Raw genomic sequence first — 24,523 nt, 5'->3', positions numbered from 1 at the left:
ATAGTAGATGCAATAATCTTCACCAATACCAGGAATGCGATCGCGGTATCAGTCTCTTCTGCCTTTTACTTTTCCTTGAACAGCGAGTTAAACTGGGCTTTAAGCGATGGCATATCGGCGATTCGTGACACCAGTACACTGGCGTTCCCGGCATCCTCTAGACGCTCTTTCCAATAGCGAATCCGATCCGGGTGATTCATCCAGAATTGAATCACGGTATCCACCGCTCTATCCATATTCCATCCTTTCTGAGTGGGAACGGTTTCAACCGATTCTAAGAAGGCATCCAAGGTACATTGATAGGTTCCCAAATATTCAACGCCTGGGGGAGTTGCTTTTTCACCAATCCGCTGTTGATGATTAAAAAAGTCCAGGATAGGGGAAACGCCAAGGATATCAAATGTATAGTTCATGGAATTTAGCCTCTACTTTTACAACCGTTACCCCTAATTTAAATCAAATAAATTGATTATAGATTATCATTGTGAACAGTTTTATGAAAATTTTATTTAACAGTCGAGGGTAAGTTAAAGTAAGTCGTGAAATTAGCACTCGATGCCATTGAGTGCTAATAAAAACCAGAACAAATTCGGTAGTTTAACAACAACGAAAAGAGCCAATGAGCAGCAAAACCTTAACAATTCAAGCGATGGTGCTATCAAACATCGCCGCTTTGGGAGTGCGTCAAGTACAGCGTCCACAAGCTAAACCGATGCCGCTTCCCTCCCCTCGTAGGGGAGGCGTCGGGAGGGGTCTTTCCCCTAGTTAATTAACCAACAGGATCATATATTAGGCGTATACATCCCCTATGATTACGTTTGCCGCTAATGACAAATGACGAATGACGAATGACCAATAACTAAAATGAACATACTCCTGGCGGGTCACTATCAAATCATAAAATACTTAGGCGGTGGCGGTTTCGGTCAAACGTTTCTGGCTAGAGATAGCCATTTACCGGGGAATCCCTTGTGTGTGGTTAAGCAACTCAAACCTCAGCTAAACCAGCCGCAAGCCTTGGAAACGGCAAAACGCTTATTTGAGCGGGAGGCACAAACCCTGTATCGCTTGGGAACCCACGACCAAATCCCCCGATTGCTGGCGCACTTTGAGCAAGATGAGGAGTTTTACTTGGTGCAGGAGTTTGTCGAGGGTCAACCCCTGAACCAAGAATTTGCTCTGGGTCAAAAAATCACTGAGTCAGAAGCGATCGCACTGCTTAACGATATCTTACAGGTCTTAGCCTTTGTTCACCAACAGCAGGTGATTCACCGTGACATTAAACCCGCCAACTTGATTCGCCGCCGTCGCGATCGCAAAATTGTGTTGATTGATTTTGGTGTGGTTAAAGCCGTGAGTACGCCCACCTCTAACCTGTATGGCGCAACCAGTATCACCGTAGCCGTGGGTTCTCCCGGTTATATGCCCAGCGAACAACAAGCGGGTCAACCTTATTTTAGTAGTGACATCTACGCCGTGGGGATGGTGGTGTTGCAAGCCTTAACCGGATTAAGTCCCACCAGTAAGCAAACTGCTCAAAGACTCCCTCGTGATCACTATGGAGAATTTTCTTGCACCTTACTGCGCGATCGCATGACGATTCATCCCGGTTTAGCCGCTATTCTAGATAAGATGGTGCGCTATGACTATCGACAGCGATATCGAGACGCTAGCGAAGCCTTGCAAGCCCTAGAGCAATTTTGCCAAAATACCCAAGGCGATGAACCCATTACTCATCCGCAAACTCTGGTTGTCCCCACCACCCATCCCCAATCACAAATCACCGATCACCAAACCCCCACATTACCCCTTTCCTCACCTCAGACGCTAGATGAACCCGAAGGACAGGTAAGTTTGAATTCTAGCTTTTACGTCGAGCGTCCTCCCGTAGAATCAGACTGTTATGATGCTATTCTCAAACCCGGTGCTTTAATTCGGGTAAAAGCGCCGCGACAAATGGGCAAAAGTTCCTTACTCTCACGGATTCTCAACTATGCCAGTCAGCAAGGCTATCGCACCGTTTGCCTGAATTTTCAATCGGCTGATGCAGAGTTTCTCACCAGTTTAGATCAATTTTTACAATGGTTTTGTGCCAGCGTGAGCTGGAATTTAGGCTTAGACGATCGCTTAGACACCTACTGGCGAGGAATTTTAGGCAGTAAGAATAAATGTACCGATTATTTTCAACGCTATTTATTATCCCAAACCACTCGTCCTTTAGTATTGGGATTAGATGAAGTGGATCAAATCTTCCAATATCCAGACATCGCCACAGACTTTTTTGGACTGTTGCGAGCATGGCATGAGCAGGGGAAGAACCAGGCAATTTGGCAGCGACTGCGATTAGTGTTTGTCCATTCTAAAGAAGTTTATATTCCCCTGAATATTAATCAATCCCCCTTTAACGTTGGCATACCGATTGAACTCCCGGAACTGAATCCGGTACAAGTCTGGGATTTAGTCCAGCGCCATTCTCTAGATTGGCAACCCAACCAGGTGGAGGAATTGATGAGTATGACTGGAGGACATCCTTATCTGGTGCGAGTGGCACTGCATCAAATTGCTCGAGGGAAGATGACATTGGAGAAATTGCTGCAAGTTGCACCAACAGAAGAAGGACCTTTCTATGACCATTTACGTCGCCATTTATTAAATTTAGAAGAAAATGCCGAATTGGTGGCAGCGATTCAGCAAGTTGTGGCGGCGAATCAGCCTGTTGAAATTAAAGCCGCCGCTGCGTTTAAATTACGCAGTATGGGACTGGTGAAGTTTCAGGGAAACGCCGTCACACCCTTGTGTCAGATGTATCGTCACTATTTTCGCGATCGGCTCAGGAGTTAATCGCCAATCTGAATACAGCGTTAACATTGCGCCACTAACTGATAACGTGACTAAATCTGCCCGTCTCAAGTTTGCTTTTTACATTCTACTTTGTGCTATAGTATTGAATTTAAGTTTATCAGAGAGAATAACTCTCTAGGGATTAATTCATGGCATCTACAACCTGTTCCCTATCCATCACGGTAGCGCGAACTGATATCCCCTTCATGATGCATACGATTCCTCATATTGTGAGGATGTGTAATTATCCGTTTACACAACGCCTTTTAGCTGTAGATACGGCACCTTTGTCTGGTGACAAAGTAAATCGTCCAGGTGTGGGAACAATGGAACAACTGCGGGACTATTGTGATCAGTTACTGGCGGCGGGTGTGGTTGACAAGATTGTCGATATCGATTACTCCCCAGAGTATCAAAAACGGATTTATCAAAAACATTTTGGCGCTCGCATACGCCCGAGTCATAATTACAAAGGATATCCAATTCTCGGCACAATTTTCTCTATTGAAGAAGTTCCGGGAGACTATGTGGTTCACTTTGATAGTGATATGCTGATTCATCAGCAACCGGATTACAGTTGGATAGAAGAGGGGATTCAATTACTGCAAAACCATCCTGAGGTGATGTCCGTTAGACCCCTAACCGGTCCGCCTAAAGAAGATGGAGACATTCATCAACGGGTTCCTTACGAACGAGATCCGGCGGGGTTCTATAAATTTAAGTTTTTTAGCAGTCGTGTTTATTTGAGCGATCGCAAACGTTTTGATAGCTTACTTCCCCTCTCCGTTCTCTGGAGATCCTATAAAAATAAGGTGTTGAACGGATTACCCAATTCGCTAAAAACCCAACTGAATTATTTGACCGGAAAAGGAAAATTAGAATCCTGGGAAATTATGGTATCAAATCGCTTGGAAGAAACCGCCTATGTGCGAGCCGTTCTAGATTCCCCCCAAGCTTGGACAATTCACCCCAAAAATCGGGAGCCAGAATTTATAGCAGCACTTCCTCAATTGATTGAGAAAATTGAGCAAGGATGGTATCCGCCGGAACAAGCTGGGTATTATGATCTCATTTTTGAGCATTGGTTATAAATCCTATTTCTAACAGGTTAATTAGCATACTATGAAACAAATCAAAGCACTACGTCATAGAATTCGACTGTATAAAAATGATCTCGTGGCTGGATACTTCAACTTTCGGATTAACACCCTTGCTGATCCGTATACCATCGTTGGACGAGGGCAACCGTACCGGATTCTGTTAGTTCTTAGTCACATGCGATCGGGGTCATCGTTACTGACTCATCTGTTGAATTCTAATCCTGAAATTATCGGTTATGGTGAAACCCATATTCAATATGCTTCAGAACAAGACTTTAAAAAGCTTTTTGTGAAAGTTTATTTAAGTTCACGCGAATTTACTAAAATTGAAGACTTGGAAAAATTACAGATGAATCAAAATTATGTTTTAGATAAGGTTTTACATGACAACAAATTTTTAACCGAAGATATCTTGAACTCTCAGCAAGTCTACGCTGTCTTTCTCTTAAGAGAACCGCAGCGGAGTCTCGCCAGCATCATGGATTTAAAACCCCATTGGGATCAAGAAACAGCTTGTCATTACTACATTAATCGCTTATCCAGTTTAGTCAGATATGCTCAACTCATCAATCGTAAACAACGCAGTCTTTTTTTCACCTATCAGCAACTCTTAGATCAGACGGATTCAGTATTCATGGCGTTAAAGGACGTTTTAGAAACGAGAGAAAATTTTTCCGAACACTATGAAGTTCTTAGAACAACGGGGATGCCAAGCATCGGTGATTCTAAGGGAAATATTAAAGCCGGTAAAATTATCCGAAATCAGAGAAAATTAAACCCGACAATTTCTCCAGATTTAATCGATAAAGCGAATCTACACTTCGAGCAATGTTCTGCAACGTTATCTGACTATTGCCGCACGATTGATCATGTAGACTACAATTAAAATTGCTTAAGCTGTTCGGCAATTTAAACCTTAATGTCAATAATAGCGAATCCTTATAGTGCGTTAAGCGAAGCCATGCCGCAGGCTTTGCATCTTGCTCGCTGCCCATTCCCAATTTAAATGCATGACAGCTTATTGTTTGAGAAAGACTTGAACACTTCCCTTTCCTGAACCTTTAGCAAAATCTGTAGACCAATATTTTGGGTAAAGGGTTTGAGCATGAATCAATTCTTTTTCCTGTTCCGCTCCTGTCTTGATTGTCGTGATTGACAGAATTGCACAAGGTTCAACATTCACAGAAGGACGAACGTTGGCTGACTCATTGTTCACGTTAACAAATCGAATCCTGCTCTCTGGCTGATCCTGCTGAAAAAGTCTCCATAAGGGGTATTCAAACGAAGTACCTTCTAAGAGCAAGCCAATATTCGAGCAATTTTGAGATTGGATAACCTTAACGGCTTCTGCGTAGGGGGTTTGGAATTGTTGCTGAGTGATGAAGTATTGGTCAAGTCTGGGTGTAGTTAAAACACTATTCTCTCCTAACAAAGGGCGAGTTGAATTCTGTAAAACCCACGGATAGGAAAGAACAATGAGAAGAACGGCTAAACCATTCGTAATTCTATAATTTAAAGATTTCGATAAAACGATTCCCACAAATGGAGCGAATAGAATGAAAACGGGTAAATGAAGCCGACAACGCCAAGGTGACCACGTAAATAGAAGAGAAAAGAGTAAAAATCCAGCTAATACAACAACAAAATATGTGACTAAACGTGAGTTCTTTCTCAAGTGTTTGTTAATGATTAGAAATAAAAACGATATACCCGTTAATAATAAATGTCCTGGATTGCTTGCGGTATCTTCGTAAGTGGATAATGCGGGAACATAAAATTTAGATACTTTTGGACTCATTGTCCGAATATCATTGATATCTAACCCTAAAACTTGGTGTAGTATTTGAATAACTTTATTCGTGATTCCAGTTGTCGGTGTGATTATTTTTTCTAAGCCAAAATACCGAACAAAATCAGCGTGTAACGATAAGTTTTTGCTAAGGCTGGATATCCAGATGACTAAACTAAACTCTTTATTCGTTTCACCTGTCGATAGACCGAGAGGAGAGCCAAACAGCGAAAAATCCCGGATGTAATGATTCAGATTAATCGCCATCATTATCCCTAAGACAATAAGCACAGGTTTCCAGACTCGCCAACCCAGCGTCTGAATACCCCAGAATGCTAACCACAGGCAAAAAGGAAAGGCATAGATGTAGGCTGTTCCTTTGGTTAAAATTCCTAGACCTAAACTTGCTCCTAACAGGCAGGTATAAGTGAAATTAACTCCCTCTTTTAGGGTCAAAAGCGTAAAGTAGGCAAAACATACCAACCAAAGCGCCACAACATAGTCATTGTTTGTACTGGAACTTTGGAGAATTCCCATGGGAATTGTCGCACAAAAAACCACAGACAGAATTTGCCCCCGTGATTGAGCGCCTAGTTGTTTGGCAATTAAGGAGACTCCAATTAGGCTAGCCACCATACTGCCCCATTGAATCAGATTAGCAAAGCGATCGCCGCCACTGAGAATCTGAAAATGAGTGATGGCGAATTCTGACCAGGGATTTTGATAGAGCTGTTCTAGAGTAGTTGTGGGATAATGAGCCAGACTATAATTTTGTATCCAGTGAACCACACGGCTCATGTGATATTCCATTGAATCCGAGTGGTTCGGTGGCGCTACCAGAGCAATTAAACCGACTACCGCAACAATTAAGGTAACACCGCCAACTAATAGCTGCGAAAAAAACGGTAGTTTAACTATTTTTTTTAAGTGGTTTTTGGAATGGCTAATTAGGTAGTTACTTTTACCATAAAACCGCCAATATGTGGCAATCAGTCCGATATCAATAGCTAACCAAAGGACGAGCAACCAACCAAAGTTCAAAAGTTTTAGAAGACTCAACAGTTCAGTGATGGCTGTTAAAATTACTCCCCAGATAATTAGCGCTGCTAATAAAGAATACCGCCAACTTCGCTGAGAGGATGCGAAAATTAAGAATAAAAAAACTAAGGATAACAATGGCAATACATTGAACATGATTAATTTCCTCGCAATATCACAGGTTTTAATTTTTTAATTGTGTTAACTTAAATCCTTATAAAAAGCCAAAAGCAACCCACTAGAAAAACTGTTATTTCCTTCTGCCCTCTGGCTTGTCTCCACCTAGGTGTAAGTATTCAACCGGACATGACACCATGGAAATTGACACTTTGCTTAAGATGAGTCAGTACCATCTATAATATTTTGAACAAGACAATTACCGATCCCAAAAATACGACAAACGTACCCAAGGCTTGAATCTGTATTTTCTTCAATGGTAATCGTTTTTCTAACCCGAGATACCCTAAAACAAAGTAAGCCAATAAAGCCGCGATTAGAGACAGTAGCAACCTCAGCGTTTGACCCCTGTAAACATACAACACGAGATTAATTGATCTGAGTAATCCAGGTTCTTGGTCTTCATGTTCCGGAAGTTCCATTATTTCCCATGTATTACCGGCATCGGTCGATTTAAAGATTTCTGATTTGGCTGACCCAAATCCATACAGGGTATTATCTGTGGCGTAGGCGGGTGAAAATTGGATAGGTTTACCCGCACAAGGGACGTTATTGATGCGGGCAAATGCTAGGTCATTATTGCCAATTGGTGTAAAGGCTTGTCCTCGATTAACGGTTTTAAATAATCCCTCACCTCGGACACTAACAATGAATGTTTGGTCGCTTTGATAATTCGGTGATATGCTGACGCCTTCGATATAGCCGTTTTCGATATTAGCAGAACTCGATAACTTGTCCCATGTTTTTCCAGCATCGGTTGTTACAAAAAGTCCTCGGTCAGTCCCCGCAAAAACAGTTTTATCCGCCTGGTAATTTTGGGAAATTGCAAAGCGGATACTGCTAGTTTTACCTAAACTACTGTCTTCACTAACAGATTGCCAAGTTTTACCTGCATCACTAGACTGAAAAACTCCAGGATCAGAGCTAGATGCGTAAAGAGTTGGATCAGATGGGAAATCTGGAGAGATGACGATGGACGCTGTTTCATTACTAAAGTCTTTACCAATTTTGCTGAGAACTGAGAATTTTTTCCCGGCGTTGGTTGACTTGTAAATAACACCTTGCTGGGTGAGTAAGTAAATAGTTTTATCGGAGTCAAAGGCAGGGGAAGTTGCAATGGTCATTCCCCGCGTAGAATACTTAGGAACTTTTGGAAGTTGAGTTCTTTGCCAACTTTTACCTCCATTCGTTGACCTTAAAAAATTATCCCATAATAGAGTGGCAAATATTGTTTGATCAGAACCGTAATTTGGAGAAAAGGCAATATCGAAAAACCGTCGTGGATCTTGATCTTGTTTGTCAAAACTTCGGGTTAAATAGGGAGATTCTAACCCTTGATACCTCTGAGTCCAGTTTATCCCAGCATCGTTACTAATATAGGGATCACCGACATAAGGAGCAATGGCAACAATTGAGTCATTTTTGTAATCAGGAGATACAGCTAGAGCAACAATTGTTTCGGGTAATAAGGTTTCTAATAATTGCCAACTCTGACCCTTGTCCGTAGATTTAAAAAGACCATCAAATCCACCTAAGAACAGAGTATTATCAGAAATAGTTAAGTCCGTAAAATGAGGACTCTTCATTTGATCAGCTTGACTTTCTTTAACTAAGCCTTGACTTGATTTTTTCCAGGTTTCCCCCCCATCTTGGGAGTAAAAGAAGCCGTCATTCCAGGTTGAGGCAAAGAGGGTGTTATCGTTGACATAACTGGGTGAAATAACAATATCTTGAATGGACGGGTCAGACAGTCCCTGATTTAACGGTGTGAATGAGCCGCCCAAATCGGTTGTTTGCAGTACCCCGCCTTTTTCTGTGCCAACAAAAATAGTTTGATCGGAAGAAAAATTGGGCGAAACCACTAGAGTTGTAATTGCACCACTATTTTCAATAGGAGAAGCCGCTTGCCATGTTTCCCCGCGATTGCCTGAGACATAGATAGTTCCTTCTTCATCTCCAATAACGATAGAACTTGGATTATCTGGAATAAAGCTAATCGTCTTAATTTTACTCGAATTATCTAAAACTTGATTCCAAGTTACACCACCATCATCGGTTTTATAGAGTCCACCTTCGCTGTCCGCCGCTAAAACAAAATCAGGAGCATTAGGAGCTATCTCTAGGACTTCAATATTTAAACTTTCTAATCCATTATTAACGTTTTGCCATGAATTTCCGCCATCGGAGGATTTATATATGCCATCTCCAAAAGATGACACGAAGAGTATCGAATTTGTTGGAGAAATAGATAAACTCGCTAAACTTGATCGATTATCTAAGCCATTGACAATTCTTTGCCAGGAAGATCCTCCATCCACTGACTTAAATAAATTGCCACGCACGATAATAAATAAATCTTGCTCTTGCTGATACTTCGGAGACAAGTCAACTTGAGTGACAACATCATGAGGTCTATGAGCTAAAGCGGGTTGTGCCGTCAAGCCAAAAAGCGCTAATACCAGGAAAAATCCGATAAAAACTTTTTTAAGTAAAAGCCCAACCTTTTGTCTAGTGCTGTGAGTAGATTTTAACCACTTATTAATAAACATATACACCCCAAGCAAAATAAAAAAATACTAAAAAAATGCCAATGTTTCACTGAAAAGGCAATGTTTAACAACGCCTATTAGCTAAACAATGATACTTTAGCAGATTTTCTATTTTAGGAAAATTAAATTTTGTTAATTTTTTCAACGTTTTTGTAAAGACGTAAGAACCCTGATTGTAAGTAGAATAGCGATAGTTATTCGTTTGATTCGGAATAATTCGATTCTTTTGGTTCCATGGGGGATGTGAGGGGGATCAAACGTATCCCATAAGAGCGGAAAGTGCTATATGCTTCTCCAGCTCCCCCAGCCTCCCCAGCCTCCCCAGCCTCCCCCTGTGTTTTCCCTCATCTGCTTGAAAACGACTGTAAATCGGTTATCCTAGCGTAGGATATCGTTCACCAGAAAACCCCATGAACAGGAAAAATCGTGTTAGCAATCGTCATTTTTGGCAAATTTGTGCCAGTCAGCTCGTTACAGCAAGTCTATTTACCCTAGCCTTTCCTGCTAGTCCTGTCAGTGCTGGTGTCGATCAGTTTCAAATCTGCGCCGCAGAACTCCTACGTGCGGGTATCTCCAGGGAAAATGCAGCCAGAACTTGTGCTGAGGCGCTTGAACCTAAGGATTTATCCCTCTGTGTGCTGAAAATCGAAGAGTTAACCCCAATTGCGGCTGATGAAGCATTATTCGCTTGTATGCGTGTCCGACGTCCCAAGGAATTGGCAAGCTGTACTATTGATGTTAACCAGCATACTCAAGGTTCTGATCCGGTTTCGGTGCTGGCAAACTGTCGTCGCAGTCTTCTACCCTTGCGTTTTTCTGAATGCGTAATTGGTTTGAGTCGCGAAATTGATTTTTCTGTAGAGGGTGCCCTAGCTACCTGTATTGATGCTCAGGATTTTTCCCGTTAAGTCTTCAAAACTTAACTTAAGTAGGTGGGCAAAATTACAGGTAAAAAACTTAGCTTCTCAGCTAAGTCTATTGGGTTTACTTTGTCAACCCAACCTACAACCATTACACTATTGCCTATTGCCTTTTACGATTGAATCGGAATCTCAATCACAAACTCTGTACCCTTTCCCATTTCACTCGTGACCCATAATTGACCTCGGTGCTTTTCCACGATGATTTGGTAACTAATTGTTAATCCTAAACCCGTTCCAGAACCGACGGATTTGGTGCTAAAGAATGGATCAAATAGCTTCTGGTGTACCTCATCTGTCATTCCTGATCCGTTATCTGCAATGCGGATAATCACCTTTGCCTCGTCTACACTCTCGGTACTAATCTCAATAGTAGGGGTTTGGGATTGATCGGGAGTGAGTGGCGATCGCACAAATTCTTCCTCTTCTTCCCCTATTTTCCTATCCCCTCTAATTAACCACATTTCACCCTCTAGTTTGAGTTTGCCATACTTCTCATCTAAAGCATCAATAGCATTGGTAAGCATATTCATAAATACTTGATTGAGTTCACTGGCATAACATTTCACAAGAGGCAAACTACCATAATTTTTGATCACCTCAATTCTAGGTCGTCCGGCTTTAGCGTCTAAGTGGTACTCTAAGAGCAAGAGAGTGTTATTAATATCTTGATTAATATCGACGAACTTCAACTCAGCTTCATGTAAATGGAAGAAATTCTTGAGTAACGATACAGTTTGGCGAATTCGTTCAGCCCCTACCTGCATTGATTCTAGAAGTTTAGGTAAATCAGATTGAATAAAATCTAACTCAATTTCCTGAATTTTGCGATTAATTTTCTCAGTTGGATGTGTATACGTTTGTGTGTAAAGTGTAATCAGCTCAAAGAGGTCTTGAATATATTCATTAGCGTGGTATAGGTTGCCATATATAAAGTTAACTGGATTATTAATTTCGTGGGCAATACCTGCCGCTATTTTGCCAAAGGAAGACATTTTCTCAGCTTGAATTAATTGAACTTCTGTTTGTTGCAGCTTGTGTAATGCCTCTTCAAGTTCCAAGGATCTTTGCTTCTCTTGCTGTTGGGATTGTAATAAGTGTTCATTTTTGGCTTGCAGTTCTTTTTGCAGGTTCCGTAGCGTCAGGTGAGTTTGAATTCGGCTGACTACCTCTTCCGGATGAATCGGTTTGGTAATATAATCAACAGCGCCAATCTCAAATCCATGAACCTTGTTAAGGGTATCTGAAAGTGCTGTCATAAAAATGACTGGAATATCCCGCATTGAAGGATTTTCTTTAAGTCGTTTACAAACCTCAAACCCATCAATTCCTGGCATCATTACATCCAACAAAATCAGATCTGGTTGAGCCGCTTCAACGCGCTGGATCGCTGTTTTTCCATCCGTTGCGACCAGCACTTTGAATCCGGATTTTGTCAAATAATTAAACAGAAAACTAAGATTCGTGGGATTATCTTCAACAATTAATAAATTTCCTTGGTCTGCTTTTTTATCCATTGTTTTGCTTGGGTATTCTCACAGTAAAAATACTTCCTTTGTTGAGTTCACTGGTTACGTTGATATCCCCCCCAAAACCTTTTAATATCTGCATACAAGTATAAATACCTAGTCCTGTACCTGTGGGTTGATTTCGCTGTTTTTCCTCACCCTTCAATGGTTTAGTGGTATAAAATGGATCAAAAACTTTGGATAGATCTTCTGGGGCTATTCCACACCCTGTATCTTGGACATCAATGTAAAGATTGTCTTCATCCTGCCGGGTGATAATTGTTAACATTTGTTCTTCCTTATCCCACATAGCATCTAGGGCATTACTGATTAAATTATCCAAAATTTGGGAGATATCAGTATAAACTAAAGAGATTAATGGAATATGCTCATCCAAAACATATTTTTTTTTAACCTTATGTTTTAATTGAAGGTTAGCCTGCCAAAAATCGAGTTCTTTTTTTAAGATATCATTAATATTAAGCGAAGTTAACTGCAAGGAGTGATCCATTTTGCTCTTGTGCATGAGATTATCCAGGATTTGGCTCATATCCCAGGCAGCTTCAGCCATTTTTTCCATATAAGCGAATGTCGTTTCTGGAGAAACAGCTTCTTCAGTCATTTCTCCCGTCGCTAAACATTTATAAGATATGATAAGTTGAATGCGATTTCGTAAATTATGCACGATACCTTGAGTCAGTCGTCCGATTAAAGCGGTTTTTTCTTGCTCGATGAGTTGTTGAGTTCTAGCTTGAACAATTTCTTCTAAATTCTGATTTAAGTGAGCAAGTTCTTCTGTTTTAGTTTGCAGTTGATTTTGCAGATGATATAGCTTTATGTGAGTCTGAATTCGACTCAGCACTTCTTCTTGATGAATGGGTTTCGTGATATAATCAACAGCACCTAGCTTAAAGCCTTGAACTTTATCTACTGTGTCTGAAAGCGCGGTCATAAAGATGATCGGAATATCTTGAGTGGATGGATTTTGTTTCAATCGTTTACAGGTTTCAAACCCATCAATTCCTGGCATCATCACATCTAAAATAATCAGATCAGGTTGAGTGACTTCGGTTCGCTGAATGGCACTTTCACCATCTAACGCCACAAATATTTTGAAGCCTGATCGCGTCAAAAAGTCAAACAAAATACCTAGGTTATGAGGTTGATCGTCAACAATCAATAGCTTGGGGTTTTTGGGGGTTGAATTATCCATAAAGGTTAACCAATTAAAACTATATTTACATTTAGAAATTTACCCGATACATGAATTACATTGACATAAGCCATAGTGCTTTGTTTATAACTGATAGCTTATACATTAGGGCTTATAAGTTAAGGTTTATTCACGAGGTATATTGATTAATAATTTGCTCTATTTTTTTGAGCTGAAACCCTCTAGCGAGATGATGAATTTGTGTAGCAAAAGGACTCCATTGACTGCTTACGTCTTCCCAATGCCGCGCTTGATCGATCATGCCTTGAATATCCCCCATTGCCAACAATTCCGACAAAATAGCTAGTTCTGAAGCAGGGGGAGGAACCAGGAGTATAGTATTGGTTTCCAATTCAATCGTTGTTGAATCTCTGAGTTCTTCATAAATTCCTTCCACATCTAAATAAACAATCAATAATTCCAGGAGTTGCTGGATTGGCACAGGTTTTGAGAGAAAGGCTTGGCATCCAGCCGCTAAACTCTCCTGCTGGGTTGTCTCGAAAACATTAGCGGATATGGCAATAATAACGGTCTTTTCAAACTGAGGCAATTGGCGCAGTCGCCGCGTTGCGGTCAAACCATCTAGTCCCGGCATGATTAAGTCCATTAAGATCAGATCAGGCTGAATCTCAACTGCCTTTTGTAAACAATCTTGACCATCGACGGCTTCAAAAATGTTCAAGTCGAACGGTTTGAGGAATTCTCGTAAGAAAGACCGATTAATCGAATTATCATCAACAATGAGAAGAGTTTGCTGTTGTCCTTTAACGCCAATGATTCGGCGATCGCACAATGGTTCCGACGCTTGTCCTCCTGAAACGTCAGACAACTCTAAATCAAACCAAAATATACTACCTTGATCCAAAGTACTACTAACCTGAATCGCGCTACTCATAAGCTGAACCAGCTTCTGGCTGATAGCAAGTCCCAATCCTGTCCCTTCGACGGCGTGGGTGCGATCGCTCACTTGATGGAAGGGTAAAAAGATTTCGCTTAATTTTTTCGAGTCTATGCCAATCCCCGTATCTTCAACTTGAAAACGAATCTTGGTGATTGGGGATTGGGGCATTATATCCCCTTCCCTAAGCAGGGCGGGTTTAGTTACGTCTTGGGTAACGTTATCCGTCAAACCCGCCCCTACGCATTGAGACGCGCCATAAGATGCGCCATGATAAGACGCGCCATGACAAGATGCGCCATGGCACGTCTCTACATCTTCAACATAGCCAACTTTAAACGTCACGCTACCCTGATCTGTAAACTTCACTGCATTACTGAGTAAGTTGATCAGAACCTGTCGCAACCGTTTCTCATCAGCGATAACAGTCTGGGGAAGAGGAGATAAGAGTTTGTATGTAAAGTCAATCTCTTTTTGGCTAGCACGCAGACGAAAAAGACTACCGATGCTGCTGAGAAAGGTTGGCAAATGAAACTCAGTTGGGTTAAGTTCTAATTTCTGGGATTCAATCTTAGAAAAGTCTAAAATATCATTAATTAGCGTGAGTAAATGTTCGCCACATTGGTAAATAATATTTAAACTTTCTTCCGTTTGCTTGCGATCGCTAATATCGCGGTTGCTGGCTCGTTGACCTAGCCATCGTCTATCCTTACTATAAACAGGTTGACAAGCATGGGCAATCCAACGGATCGATCCGGTGCGAGTAATGATGCGAAAGTCTGTTGAGTAGACATGGGGATTGTCTAACTGTTCACGGATATGTTTAGTAATTCTCTGGCGATCATCGGGATGGATAATTGCCTCAAGTAAGCGGGAATCATGGAGGAATTCCTCAGCCTGATAGCCGGTGATCCGTTGACAAGAGGGAGAAACATAAATAAAGCTACCATCGGGATCTCGCCAATATTCCCAGTCATAAGTAAAATCAGCTACGGTGCGAAAGCGCTGTTCACTTTCTTGTCGGGCTTGTTCTGCCTGTTTACGTTCAGTGATATCGTGAGCAACCACATAAACTAATCGTTCTTGCACAAACGGTACCGCTGTCCAAGAAAACCATTGGTATGATCCATCTTGAGAGCAATACCGATTCTCAAAGGACTTGATGGTAATCCCGGATGCCAGTTTTCTCATTTGCGCCTGAGTCGCTTCCCGATCCTCGGGATGAACCCATTCGATAAACGGTTGGGCTTTAATGGCGTCAGAGGAGATACCCAGGATTTTCTCGAACGCTGGGTTGACATCAATAAAGTATCCCTCAAAGTTAACAATCCCTAGGATATCTACAGAGAGATTAAACAAGCGATCGCGTTCTTGTTGGATTTGTTGACGTTCCTTTAATTCGGCTTGAAGCTGGGAATAGAGTTCGGCTTGTTGGATGGCGATTGTGACTTGAGTCGTTAATGAACAGAGGAGTTCAGCTTCCCACGGCTGCCATTGTCTCCTGGTGGTATAGTGATGAGCAATCAGTAATCCCCAAAGGGTTTCATTCTCCAGAATCGGCATCACCAGTTTGGATTTAACCCCAAGCTGCCTGACGGTATCAGCCAAACAGGGTACGATTTCATCCCGTTCAACATCAGCAATGGTATGTATTTCCCCGCGACAGTAAAATTGATGACAAGCTGGGGGAAAGATTAAGTCAGCGAGGGAATGTTCCTGGGAAACCGAACAGTCTGACGCTAAGGCTTGGGCGACAAGGTTTCCCGTACCATCGCGATGAGTCTGGTAAATCACCACCTGATCGCAAGCCAACAATTGCTGCACTTGGGTTACGGTGGTGTTAAGAATCTGATTCAGATCTAAAGACTGGCGAATCTGTTGGGCGATCGCACTGATTAACCGTTCTTGTTGAGCTTGCAGATGCACCGCAGCTTCAGCGCGTTGGCGTTCCTGAATTTCATGTTTTAAGTTGTCATTAGTACGCTGGAGTTCTTGGGTACGCTCAATGACTCGTTGTTCTAACTCAGCATTCAAGCGATAGATTTGGGTTTCAGCTTGTTTGCGATCGCTAATATCAATAACTGTACCGAGCATCCGCACCGCTTGACCTGTTTGATCATAAATAAATTTTCCCTTCCCCTCAATCCAGTGAATACTCCCATCTGACCACACTACCCGAAATTCATGATCATACTCATGTTGTTCTAACTGAGAACGGTTCGCCGCTTGTTTAACAGCTTCTCGGTCATCCGGATGAATACAAGCCTCAAACTTCGCGTATGTGCCATCATAAGTCCCTGGAGTCAAGCCAAACAGCAGTTCATGATGCTCTGACCAACGAATCTGATTCGTCAACAGATTCCAGTCCCAAATGCCCATCTGAGCCGCATAGAGAGCCAGGTTGAGGCGTTCTTCACTTTGGCGCAACTCGGCTTCTACCTGTTTGCGATCGGTAATATCTCGCAAAACGGATAAATGGCGATGGGGGATCACATTAGCAGTTGCGGCATATTCCGTCTCCCGGATTGTCCCATCCCTGCGCCGGAGACGAAACTCCCCCTTTACCTGTCCCTGTTCCAGAAACATACGCCACCCCTGGGAGAAATCAAACTCCAAGTCAGCAAAGTCTGAGATGCGGCATCCTAAGAGTTCCTCTCTAGATAAACCAAACAGCTGACAAGCCGCCGGATTGACCTCAACATACTGTCCTTGATCATCCGCGATCGCCATGGCGTCGAGCGCTTGATTAAACAGTGCCTGAAATAGGGATAAAGAGTGACTTTCACTGTTGCTATACATAGCGTATACTATTTATTGATTGACTCTCATCCGTTAGGATGTGATGTAAACAACCGCTGCTCATCCCATTGACTACAGCACCATCACGATACATATCGGATCAGGTCTAATTTGAGTTGATTCCAAACGTTGGTGGAGAAATTCCCCCCAAAAAACGATTCAGCGGTAAAGACAAAAAATTGGGGGTGATCCATCCAGTATTTGTAAACTACTATACTGTAACTTAGCAACGTATGAGTTAAGTCTTGCACCATCCCCAGGCAAGTCGATTTATATAGGATGGGCAAGGGTGATAAGGATTAAAACGTTTGTACTATAATTTTGGGTTATTTCCAGCCTAGTCTTAGCACTTTTGTGCAGAGGATGGAAATGTGAACTTGTGTGCTTTCCCTTTGTTTTCAAACTGTAATAGAGTGGTTGGTGGGCAATGCCCACCCTACGGATAGGATGATGGAGTGCGATTCATGATAACCAACTATTGCCTGTTGCCTGTTGCCTTCCCCCACAACCCCAACTTATTCAGTAAATCCTAACTATGGTTCAATCAGCAGCGAAACTGATATCCGTTGATGAATTCATCACTCACTATGGTGACGATAATTGCTATGAACTAATTGATGGGGAATTAATCGAAATGGAACCCACTGGAACCCATGAACAAGTTGCAGCTTTTGTTGGGCGCAAGTTGAACGTTGAGATTGACCGCCATGATAATCCTTATTGTATTCCCCATCGTTGTTTGATCAGACTTTTAGGAACAGATACCGCCTTTCGTCCTGATGTAATCGTTTTAGATCAAACTCAATTAATCCATGAACCCTTGTGGCAGCAAGAACCTGTCATCACTCTAGGAAAAACTATCAAGCTAGTTGTTGAAGTTGTCAGTACTAATTGGCAAAATGACTATGCTCGAAAGGTTGAAGATTATGCCATTTTAGGAATTCCTGAATATTGGATTATGGACTATCTGGGAATTGGTGGTAGAGAGTATATTGGTAAACCTAAACAGCCAACTCTAACTATTTGTAACTTAGTTGAAGATGAGTATCAAAAGCAATTATTTCGGGGAGAGGATTTGCTCGTATCCTCTATCTTTCCAGAGTTACAACTCACAGCGAAACAAATTTTTAATAGTAGCACATTAGGAATGGCGATGTAATCGTTTATCTTCCCGACACCCTAAGCTGTTCGGCATTTAAACCTTAATGTCAATAATCAAGAAATCCTTGTAGTGCGTTAAGCGAAGCCATGCCGCAGGCTTTGCATCTTGCTCGCTACTAATACCCAATTTAAATGCATGACAGCTTACCTAAAACCCTGAAAGGCAACAGGCAACAGGCAACAGGCAACAGAGAATACACAATTTAAATGCGTTTTAGCTTAAGAACTTGAGCCAATAACATCCAGCACAAAACGCCGTACCACCATCAAAACCTCTGGTAGAATCTGATGCGCCATATCAAATTCCTGATACGTCACCGTGATTCCCAACGCCTTTAAATTGTCTCTGGCGTGTTGTGCCTTACTGATAGGAACAACTGGATCTTGTCTACCATGTACCATCAAAACTGGGGGTAACGATTCCCGCGTCAGTTGCGCTGAATCATGCCAATAGCCACTCATTGCAACTAAGGCGGCGCAGGGTAATCTTAACCCCACATCTAATGCCATCGCTCCCCCTTGGGAAAATCCACTTAAAATGGTGCGGGATAGGGGAACGCCTGTACTTTCTTCCAGAGAGGTTAACCAGTCGATCAACTTTTGACGGCTTTCCTCTAACCCCCAATGATTTTCGCTTTCTAAGGCATACCAGGCATTGCCCCAGGGGACATTGGGATGAGGAAACGGAGCATTGGGAAATAGAAACTGGACATTGGGTAAGTCTAATGCTGAGGCTAATGGAACTAAATCCTGAGAGTTAGCCCCCCAGCCATGTAAGCACGCCATTAAATGGGTTGGGGATTGACCATTGGTCGGTTCAATAGTGACAGATTCTAAAGACAAAGACTGAGATCCTAAATCAGAGGTTGTTGGATTTCTAGCAGATGGAGAACGGTTTTGGCAAGCCTTCACGCCCAAGACTGTTGCAAATGCGGCACAGCCTCGTCCGAAAAATCGCCGTCCCATTAATGCCATGTTGCTCTCAACGATAACTGTTAGCGATCGCGGATCTTGCTGATGAGTGAAAATAAAATACAGTAGGGTGTCTATTCATGAATTAATCACCCTTGAACGCGGTACTCTAGAATTAATTAGATGAGAACGCAGGATAGTCGCTAGTATAGCCGCGCCATATTTGTCCTGAATCTCATCGCAAGTCGCTTCGCAAAGTCTCTCGACTTCATCAAGGCGCTGTTGAAGTTCAGCAATTTGTTGGTCAGTTTTGCTTCTTTCCGACTGTATCCCAAACATTTCGTCGTTCTCCTCAACGAATTAAACGGTTTGCCAAGCTGATGTCCTCACCCTCTATCAGATATTCAGGTCATGCGATCGCGCGGTAGATTGATTAAGTAAGGTGCGATCGCGTCTCCAAATTTCACGGTAACCCTACGGCTAATTGAAATTTGGATTGAGAAATGATTAAGATTCCCCAATTTATATGTAAATTTTTTTAAATTATACCGTGTTTGGAGAAAAATAAACAATGATAAAATTTGGAAAAATCGGGTCAAACTGTGCTATATCGGCGTTTTCACCTATAAGACTGTTAAGTTGTCAAGGTTTCTAAAACGAAAACTCGCATTACGTTGAACTCTCAATGCCGAACTAATAATAATACAATTATAGAAAGCACTATTTTGCTGCCCGTCTTACTGAACCTATGTTTCCAGTTATTTACTCTGATGAATTTCTCAATCATGACAACGGTGGTTTCCACCCCGAACGCCCAGAACGATTGACAGCCATTGTCAACGCCTTAAACGCTGCACCCTGGGCAGATAAAGTTGATTGGCAGCTACCTACACCCGTAGAGAGTCGTCCGGTAATGCCTCTATTGCAAAAAGTTCATGACCCGAATTACATCAATTTAGTCAAACAACTCGCCCATGAAGGTGGAGGGATGATAGATGGCGACACACGAGTTTCTCCCCGGAGTTATGATATTGCCCTGTTAGCTATCAGCGCTTGGTTAGATGGAGTTGATCTGGTCCTCACCAGTAACAACCCGGCATTTGTGCTAGCACGTCCTCCTGGACATCATGCCGAAGGTCCACGGGGGATGGGATTTTGTCTCTTTTCCAATGCTGCGATCGCGGCTTACTATGCCCTAGAACAACCGGGTATCCAAAAAGTCGCCATTTTAGATTGGGATGTTCATCATGGTAACGGCACCCAAAGCCTGGTGGAAAACGATGCCCGAATTGTCTACTGTTCACTCCATCAATATCCCTTCTATCCAGGTACCGGTCATCCTCGCGAACGCGGCGCGTACAATAATGTCCTGAATATACCCATACCATCAGGCAGTACATTCACACAATACCAACCCATGTTTGAGCAGGGGGTGATACCATTTTTCAGTGAATTTCAGCCCGATTTACTCCTCATCAGTGCAGGTTACGACGCCCATGCTGATGATCCCCTCGCCGGCATTGCCCTACAGCCAAAAGATTTTGGCGTATTCACGGAGTACTGTTTGCAAGTGACTCACCGTATTTTATTTGGCTTAGAAGGAGGCTATGATCTGACTGCCTTAGCCAAGTCCGTTATTGCCACCATTGAACCCTGTTTAAACCTAGGTGAATAGTTGCCACAAAGACAAACAATTAACAATCAACCCTTAGAACAGTTTCAGATTGTAACCTACACCTAAAACCAGTCCCACATCTGTTTCATCATCCTCAGGAAATGCCACATTGACACGCACTGTTCCAGTAAATCGGGGAGGGATGGGAACATCGACGCCACCGGAAACCAACGGATCAGCTTCCCAGTCATCATCAGGTTGCAGTAGCACACCTCCTCCAACAAAAGGAATCACAATCGTTTGTCCGGTAACAGGAGTCTTGATCGGAAAATTTAGGCTAAGGGTAAGTGATGTGGTGGTTTCGTCACCAAACATGACCGCATTGTGTACGGAAAAATTGTCAGTAAACCCGGCTTTACTGACAATGACAACAGACCCTTCCCCTAAGTTAGTTTCCTCACCATCTAGACCAATATTCCCACCTAAGCCGATATAGCTACGTCCCAGTATTTTTAGGGGATTAACCACAGGGACTTGTGCTACCTCTGGAGTGGCGGCGGCGACAGTTTGGGGTTGAATCAAAACTAGGGTTGGCTGGGTGTTATTAGTCGCTGAGCCAGACGATTGAGCGGAGTCAGAGGGAGTAACGGTTATATAACCATAATAGGCAGAGTCTGGCGTCTGGGCTTGAGCGGATAAACCACTACACAGCAGGGACGAAGCGGTGAAACCGAATAGCCAGGAAAAAAGGGTTGCCGAGTTCGGTTGCATGATTTTTTACTCTTCTATATTGAGAAAATCATGCCACAATTTAACCCACATTGGAAAGTGAAGATAGAGAAATTGAACCTGGCATCCCCACCTAACGCTCGTCTAGAATCCCCAGTCTTCATCCCTGGAAGATGTCAAGCGGCTTGTAGTAAATCTCTACTACTATGTTTGATTTGAGCCAGAATTTGCATCGCTTCTGTCAAATTCTCACAAAGATAGTTGGTTTTGAAGTAAAAAGGTTTAAGACGCTCGTTAGTTATTTCAGCCGGTTCCCAAATGATCAGCTTCAAGGGTTTTTGGGGATGGTTCGTTGCACAAAGCGAGTGGAGTATCATCGTAGTACGCACCTCAATCAGTAGAATGCTCCGGTTTCAGAATCCAGATTAGGTGTCCCACCGCCAGACGGCTGACAGCTATCAAGACTTTTTCTGGGGTCTTTACAAAACTACATTCACAAAAGTGTCTATCAGGACGCTTCATTAAATCTTTACAACTGGGGAGATGGGGGCGGGTTTTACCACTAACGTTGGGTTGTCACCTTGATATCCCTAAACCTGCCCCGATTAGAGTGCAAGTCATCTTCAACAAATGACGAATGACAAATGACTAATATTAAGTAAAGTAAAGATATAGCAGCAAAATCGGAGTCGTAATTTTATGGTGTTATTTGGATTTGGCGGATTTGGCAAAAAGCTCAGCCTGCCTAAACCTGAAGAAGCGTTACCGGGACGGGAAGAACCCATGTCCGTTCCAGCCAACCACGATGTCAACGGCAATCCTCTTAAACCCCCTTACCCCGAGGGTATGGAAATGGCAATGTTTGGCATGGGCTGTTTCTGGGGGGCTGAACGCAGATTTTGGCAACAAGAGGGAGTGTTTGTCACGGCGGTGGGTTACGCAGGCGGGATAACGCCTAACCCCACCTATCAAGAAGTCTGTACAGGGATGACCGGTCACAATGAAGTCGTGCGCGTCGTATTTGACCCCAAGGTGATCAGTTATCAGCAATTGCTGAAAGTTTTCTGGGAGAGTCATAATCCCACCCAAGGGATGCGCCAAGGAAATGACACGGGTACTCAATATCGTTCGGGAATTTATACCTATTCCGATAGTCAACGGAAACTCGCAGAAGCTTCACGAGACGCCTATCAAAAAGCGCTGAGTGAGGCGGGTCATGGAGAAATCACCACAGAAATTGTTGATGCTCCAGAGTTTTACTATGCAGAAGGCTATCACCAGCAATACTTAGCCAAGAATCCCAATGGCTATTGTGGATTAGGAGGAACTAATGTGACTTGTCCGACACCAGTGGCTCTGTAGTGTTGTAACATTGAGTCACCTAAATCAACTTGGGGGAGTTGTGTATCCCAACGCGCTCATTAAAATTACAGCGTAGGTCTTACAACTCCCCCAAACCCCCTGCCCCAAACCCCCTGCTAAGATAAAACAGTTTCAGCGATTATTGACAAAAAATTGGCACGCTATCTCAGAAAAGCCAGCGTGAGAGATCGCTGGACTAAAGTGAAAGTATCATGGTGCCGTTACTAGATTAAACCATTAAGTGCGATCGCGCTTCTTCTAATCCGTGGATAGTTGCATCCCTATTCCACGAGTCGTCTGTTTGGGAACCGGGATAATATGCATTAAACAGTTTTTTTGTCAAATCTGTCTCGAAATGACTCTAGGCAATTAAGTTGTGCAATATAGTTGTAGTATTTAAGATTTGCCGACGCAATAACGAAAAAAATAACGCATTATAAGGCGTTGAAGCGTTTACTGTTAAAAATTGGCACTAAAACAAACACAATACAGGATTTACAGAACATCATACTACATTCTCAAACCCTGATCAAATCAGGATTTACCCGTGACATTTTCGGGCAACCCTAAATCCGCTTTGCTTTAGAATATTAAAACGTAAACGTCAATGCTAAAAGTTTTCTTTATCTAGTCGTACTGTGTCAGCATTCAGCTAAAGCTGAATGCAAGCTTTGAGACTTGGGTTTCAACCCAAGGCGGTTGGTGAGAGACTAATCAAGGAATTCATGCAGCGTATCGAAAAAGGGAAATGCGTCATCGTCGTGATTAGCGATCGCTACTCTAATTCAAATTTTTGGGATTTCCCTGGGGAATTTTCGGGCGCACGTCGGTGCGCCTCTACGAACGGTTTTTTATGATTACCTTCTTTAACGGCTTGATCCCAAAGACAACTATCAATAACAGCAGGGTAAAGAGATTGCCGATAATCTGATCCGGTTCGGGTACACTAGCGGTGTTTCCACTCGATGGTGTATCTGTTCCTTGATTATCCATTCCTTCAGGTGTCTCAACGGGTACATTGACTTTTTTACCATCCTTGTTATCGACTCGGATTTCTTCAGTAACGGCTACAAATGACGTATATTTGGACATCAAGCGATAATTGAGTGCTGTATCCGTCACCGCTTCAACTACCTCTGGCGTTTCACGACCATACATTTGATTCATTAATGCCTTAATCCGCGCCCGTCCCCACAGTTGCGCGATCGCACCATTCCCGCGCACCTCCTCAAAGTTCACATCTAAGGTGGTTTCGTAGGGTTGACCCCCCGCCAAAATTCCGCTAATCTTAAGTTTGCCATTCGTGCGATCGCCTTTGCGTCCAAATACGACTAAGGGCTGATTGGCGAATAAATCCCGTACCTTTTGGGGATAGAATTCTGGTGCGTTTCCTGTCCCCTCCCAACTGACTTGGATATTCGTCAAGACAGGATTATTAATCTCTTGGAAAAATTCCTGGGCGACAACTTCCGCCGATTCATTGGGGGGAACCACTTCGGCGGTTCCGCGCCCCAATTCCGCTAACCGTTCAATTAAAAAGCGATTCGTTGAAGATCCCACGCCAAAACTATACAAGCGATTTCCCGGCTTCAGGCGATCGCGAATTTGACCGATAATCTGTTCATCATCGCCAATTAATCCATTTCATTCTGTTGATACTCAATCGCCGGGATTAAATAGGTGGATAAATTCTTGAACTAAATACTGACGCTTGTCTTGGCTGAAATAATCTAATAATTGGGGAATTTGGGAATGATGTCCCAGAGTTTTTCCTTATTACTAAGTAAAGTTTGCCTCGACAATGTTAAACGGGCTTTTTACTCTCTTCAGCACTACAGCTATAAACCTGTTCACTGATTGCTTAACTGAACTCGACAGAGCCTGATACTGGCGTTCATATCAAGGTGTCGTG

At 42.7% G+C, this 24,523-nt stretch carries 18 protein-coding genes; 7 read left to right on the top strand and 11 right to left on the bottom strand.

The window, feature by feature from the left end; translation table 11 throughout:
- Window positions 1-65: 65 nt before the first annotated feature.
- Window positions 66-413 (bottom strand): hypothetical protein, encoded by a 348-nt coding sequence (locus RIG27_RS09975; protein WP_446344737.1) that lies wholly within the window; start codon window positions 411-413, stop codon window positions 66-68.
- A 451-nt stretch (window positions 414-864) separates the two neighbouring features.
- On the opposite strand from RIG27_RS09975, the gene RIG27_RS09970 reads away from it, so the two are divergent.
- The 3 genes from RIG27_RS09970 (at window position 865) to RIG27_RS09960 (ending at window position 4,827) form a co-directional block, all read left to right on the top strand.
- Window positions 865-2,841, top strand: a complete 1,977-nt coding sequence (locus tag RIG27_RS09970; protein WP_446344735.1) for an AAA-like domain-containing protein — start codon at window positions 865-867, stop codon at window positions 2,839-2,841.
- 149 nt (window positions 2,842-2,990) lie between these two features.
- A complete protein-coding gene (locus RIG27_RS09965) occupies window positions 2,991-3,932 on the top strand; it encodes a hypothetical protein (RefSeq protein WP_446344733.1) in 942 nt (313 codons plus the stop codon).
- Window positions 3,933-3,963: 31 nt separating this feature from the next.
- Window positions 3,964-4,827: a sulfotransferase family protein gene (locus RIG27_RS09960; RefSeq protein ID WP_446344731.1), complete on the top strand. Its 864-nt coding sequence runs from the start codon at window positions 3,964-3,966 to the stop codon at window positions 4,825-4,827.
- Window positions 4,828-4,959: 132 nt separating this feature from the next.
- On the opposite strand, the gene RIG27_RS09955 is transcribed toward RIG27_RS09960, so the two are convergent.
- Both RIG27_RS09955 and RIG27_RS09950 read right to left on the bottom strand, forming a co-directional pair.
- Window positions 4,960-6,924 carry an ArnT family glycosyltransferase gene (locus RIG27_RS09955; protein WP_446344729.1) on the bottom strand — a complete coding sequence of 655 codons (1,965 nt, stop codon included), beginning with the start codon at window positions 6,922-6,924 and terminating at the stop codon, window positions 4,960-4,962.
- 197 nt (window positions 6,925-7,121) lie between these two features.
- Complete coding sequence (locus RIG27_RS09950; protein ID WP_446344727.1) at window positions 7,122-9,494, bottom strand: WD40/YVTN/BNR-like repeat-containing protein; 2,373 nt, start codon at window positions 9,492-9,494, stop codon at window positions 7,122-7,124.
- A 410-nt stretch (window positions 9,495-9,904) separates the two neighbouring features.
- On the opposite strand from RIG27_RS09950, the gene RIG27_RS09945 reads away from it, so the two are divergent.
- Window positions 9,905-10,402, top strand: a complete 498-nt coding sequence (locus RIG27_RS09945) for a hypothetical protein (protein ID WP_446344725.1) — start codon at window positions 9,905-9,907, stop codon at window positions 10,400-10,402.
- 125 nt (window positions 10,403-10,527) lie between these two features.
- Here the strand turns inward: RIG27_RS09945 and RIG27_RS09940 are convergent, their stop codons facing one another.
- The 3 genes from RIG27_RS09940 to RIG27_RS09930 all read right to left on the bottom strand — a co-directional run bounded on the left by RIG27_RS09940 (window position 10,528) and on the right by RIG27_RS09930 (window position 16,832).
- Window positions 10,528-11,931 (bottom strand): hybrid sensor histidine kinase/response regulator, encoded by a 1,404-nt coding sequence (locus RIG27_RS09940; protein ID WP_446344723.1) that lies wholly within the window; start codon window positions 11,929-11,931, stop codon window positions 10,528-10,530.
- Entirely contained in the window at window positions 11,924-13,135 is a 1,212-nt protein-coding gene (locus RIG27_RS09935) for a hybrid sensor histidine kinase/response regulator (protein ID WP_446344721.1), read from the bottom strand. The genes RIG27_RS09940 and RIG27_RS09935 overlap by 8 nt, the downstream gene beginning before the upstream one ends.
- A 130-nt stretch (window positions 13,136-13,265) precedes the next feature.
- Window positions 13,266-16,832: a PAS domain S-box protein gene (locus RIG27_RS09930; RefSeq protein ID WP_446344719.1), complete on the bottom strand. Its 3,567-nt coding sequence runs from the start codon at window positions 16,830-16,832 to the stop codon at window positions 13,266-13,268.
- 535 nt (window positions 16,833-17,367) lie between these two features.
- Here RIG27_RS09930 and RIG27_RS09925 point away from each other — a divergent pair.
- Complete coding sequence (locus RIG27_RS09925; protein ID WP_446344717.1) at window positions 17,368-17,991, top strand: Uma2 family endonuclease; 624 nt, start codon at window positions 17,368-17,370, stop codon at window positions 17,989-17,991.
- A 221-nt stretch (window positions 17,992-18,212) separates the two neighbouring features.
- On the opposite strand, the gene RIG27_RS09920 is transcribed toward RIG27_RS09925, so the two are convergent.
- Window positions 18,213-18,836, bottom strand: a complete 624-nt coding sequence (locus RIG27_RS09920) for an alpha/beta hydrolase (protein WP_446344751.1) — start codon at window positions 18,834-18,836, stop codon at window positions 18,213-18,215.
- A 207-nt stretch (window positions 18,837-19,043) separates the two neighbouring features.
- Window positions 19,044-19,244 (bottom strand): hypothetical protein, encoded by a 201-nt coding sequence (locus RIG27_RS09915; protein WP_446344716.1) that lies wholly within the window; start codon window positions 19,242-19,244, stop codon window positions 19,044-19,046.
- 409 nt (window positions 19,245-19,653) lie between these two features.
- On the opposite strand from RIG27_RS09915, the gene RIG27_RS09910 reads away from it, so the two are divergent.
- Window positions 19,654-20,580 carry a histone deacetylase family protein gene (locus RIG27_RS09910; protein WP_446344714.1) on the top strand — a complete coding sequence of 309 codons (927 nt, stop codon included), beginning with the start codon at window positions 19,654-19,656 and terminating at the stop codon, window positions 20,578-20,580.
- Window positions 20,581-20,613: 33 nt separating this feature from the next.
- On the opposite strand, the gene RIG27_RS09905 is transcribed toward RIG27_RS09910, so the two are convergent.
- Window positions 20,614-21,291 carry a hypothetical protein gene (locus RIG27_RS09905; RefSeq protein ID WP_446344712.1) on the bottom strand — a complete coding sequence of 226 codons (678 nt, stop codon included), beginning with the start codon at window positions 21,289-21,291 and terminating at the stop codon, window positions 20,614-20,616.
- Between the two features lie 134 nt (window positions 21,292-21,425).
- On the bottom strand, window positions 21,426-21,626 hold the full coding sequence (locus RIG27_RS09900; RefSeq protein ID WP_446344710.1) for a hypothetical protein: 201 nt from the start codon (window positions 21,624-21,626) through the stop codon (window positions 21,426-21,428).
- 322 nt (window positions 21,627-21,948) lie between these two features.
- Between RIG27_RS09900 and msrA the strand changes: the two genes are divergently transcribed.
- Window positions 21,949-22,611: a peptide-methionine (S)-S-oxide reductase MsrA gene (msrA, locus tag RIG27_RS09895; protein WP_446344708.1), complete on the top strand. Its 663-nt coding sequence runs from the start codon at window positions 21,949-21,951 to the stop codon at window positions 22,609-22,611.
- 837 nt (window positions 22,612-23,448) lie between these two features.
- Here the strand turns inward: msrA and RIG27_RS09890 are convergent.
- The gene (locus tag RIG27_RS09890) at window positions 23,449-24,171 is read right to left on the bottom strand and encodes a hypothetical protein (protein ID WP_446344706.1); all 723 of its coding nucleotides are present in this window, start codon (window positions 24,169-24,171) and stop codon (window positions 23,449-23,451) included.
- Between the last annotated feature and the right edge of the window lie 352 nt (window positions 24,172-24,523).

Origin of the sequence: Coleofasciculus sp. F4-SAH-05, from assembly GCF_040222985.1 — a bacterium.
Lineage (GTDB): Bacteria > Cyanobacteriota > Cyanobacteriia > Cyanobacteriales > Coleofasciculaceae > Coleofasciculus > Coleofasciculus chthonoplastes.
The sequence above is the reverse complement of the archived record's forward strand: the minus strand, read 5'-3'. Positions and strand labels throughout refer to the sequence as shown.

Bases quoted from the DNA above. Each gene is read 5' to 3' on its own strand.
- RIG27_RS09975 (WP_446344737.1), bottom strand. From the start codon at position 413: ATGAACTATACATTTGATATCCTTGGCGTTTCCCCTATCCTGGACTTT.
- RIG27_RS09970 (WP_446344735.1), top strand. From the start codon at position 865: ATGAACATACTCCTGGCGGGTCACTATCAAATCATAAAATACTTAGGC.
- RIG27_RS09965 (WP_446344733.1), top strand. From the start codon at position 2,991: ATGGCATCTACAACCTGTTCCCTATCCATCACGGTAGCGCGAACTGAT.
- RIG27_RS09960 (WP_446344731.1), top strand. From the start codon at position 3,964: ATGAAACAAATCAAAGCACTACGTCATAGAATTCGACTGTATAAAAAT.
- RIG27_RS09955 (WP_446344729.1), bottom strand. From the start codon at position 6,924: ATGTTCAATGTATTGCCATTGTTATCCTTAGTTTTTTTATTCTTAATT.
- RIG27_RS09950 (WP_446344727.1), bottom strand. From the start codon at position 9,494: ATGTTTATTAATAAGTGGTTAAAATCTACTCACAGCACTAGACAAAAG.
- RIG27_RS09945 (WP_446344725.1), top strand. From the start codon at position 9,905: ATGAACAGGAAAAATCGTGTTAGCAATCGTCATTTTTGGCAAATTTGT.
- RIG27_RS09940 (WP_446344723.1), bottom strand. From the start codon at position 11,931: ATGGATAAAAAAGCAGACCAAGGAAATTTATTAATTGTTGAAGATAAT.
- RIG27_RS09935 (WP_446344721.1), bottom strand. From the start codon at position 13,135: ATGGATAATTCAACCCCCAAAAACCCCAAGCTATTGATTGTTGACGAT.
- RIG27_RS09930 (WP_446344719.1), bottom strand. From the start codon at position 16,832: ATGTATAGCAACAGTGAAAGTCACTCTTTATCCCTATTTCAGGCACTG.
- RIG27_RS09925 (WP_446344717.1), top strand. From the start codon at position 17,368: ATGGTTCAATCAGCAGCGAAACTGATATCCGTTGATGAATTCATCACT.
- RIG27_RS09915 (WP_446344716.1), bottom strand. From the start codon at position 19,244: ATGTTTGGGATACAGTCGGAAAGAAGCAAAACTGACCAACAAATTGCT.
- RIG27_RS09910 (WP_446344714.1), top strand. From the start codon at position 19,654: ATGTTTCCAGTTATTTACTCTGATGAATTTCTCAATCATGACAACGGT.
- RIG27_RS09905 (WP_446344712.1), bottom strand. From the start codon at position 21,291: ATGCAACCGAACTCGGCAACCCTTTTTTCCTGGCTATTCGGTTTCACC.
- RIG27_RS09900 (WP_446344710.1), bottom strand. From the start codon at position 21,626: ATGATACTCCACTCGCTTTGTGCAACGAACCATCCCCAAAAACCCTTG.
- msrA (WP_446344708.1), top strand. From the start codon at position 21,949: ATGGTGTTATTTGGATTTGGCGGATTTGGCAAAAAGCTCAGCCTGCCT.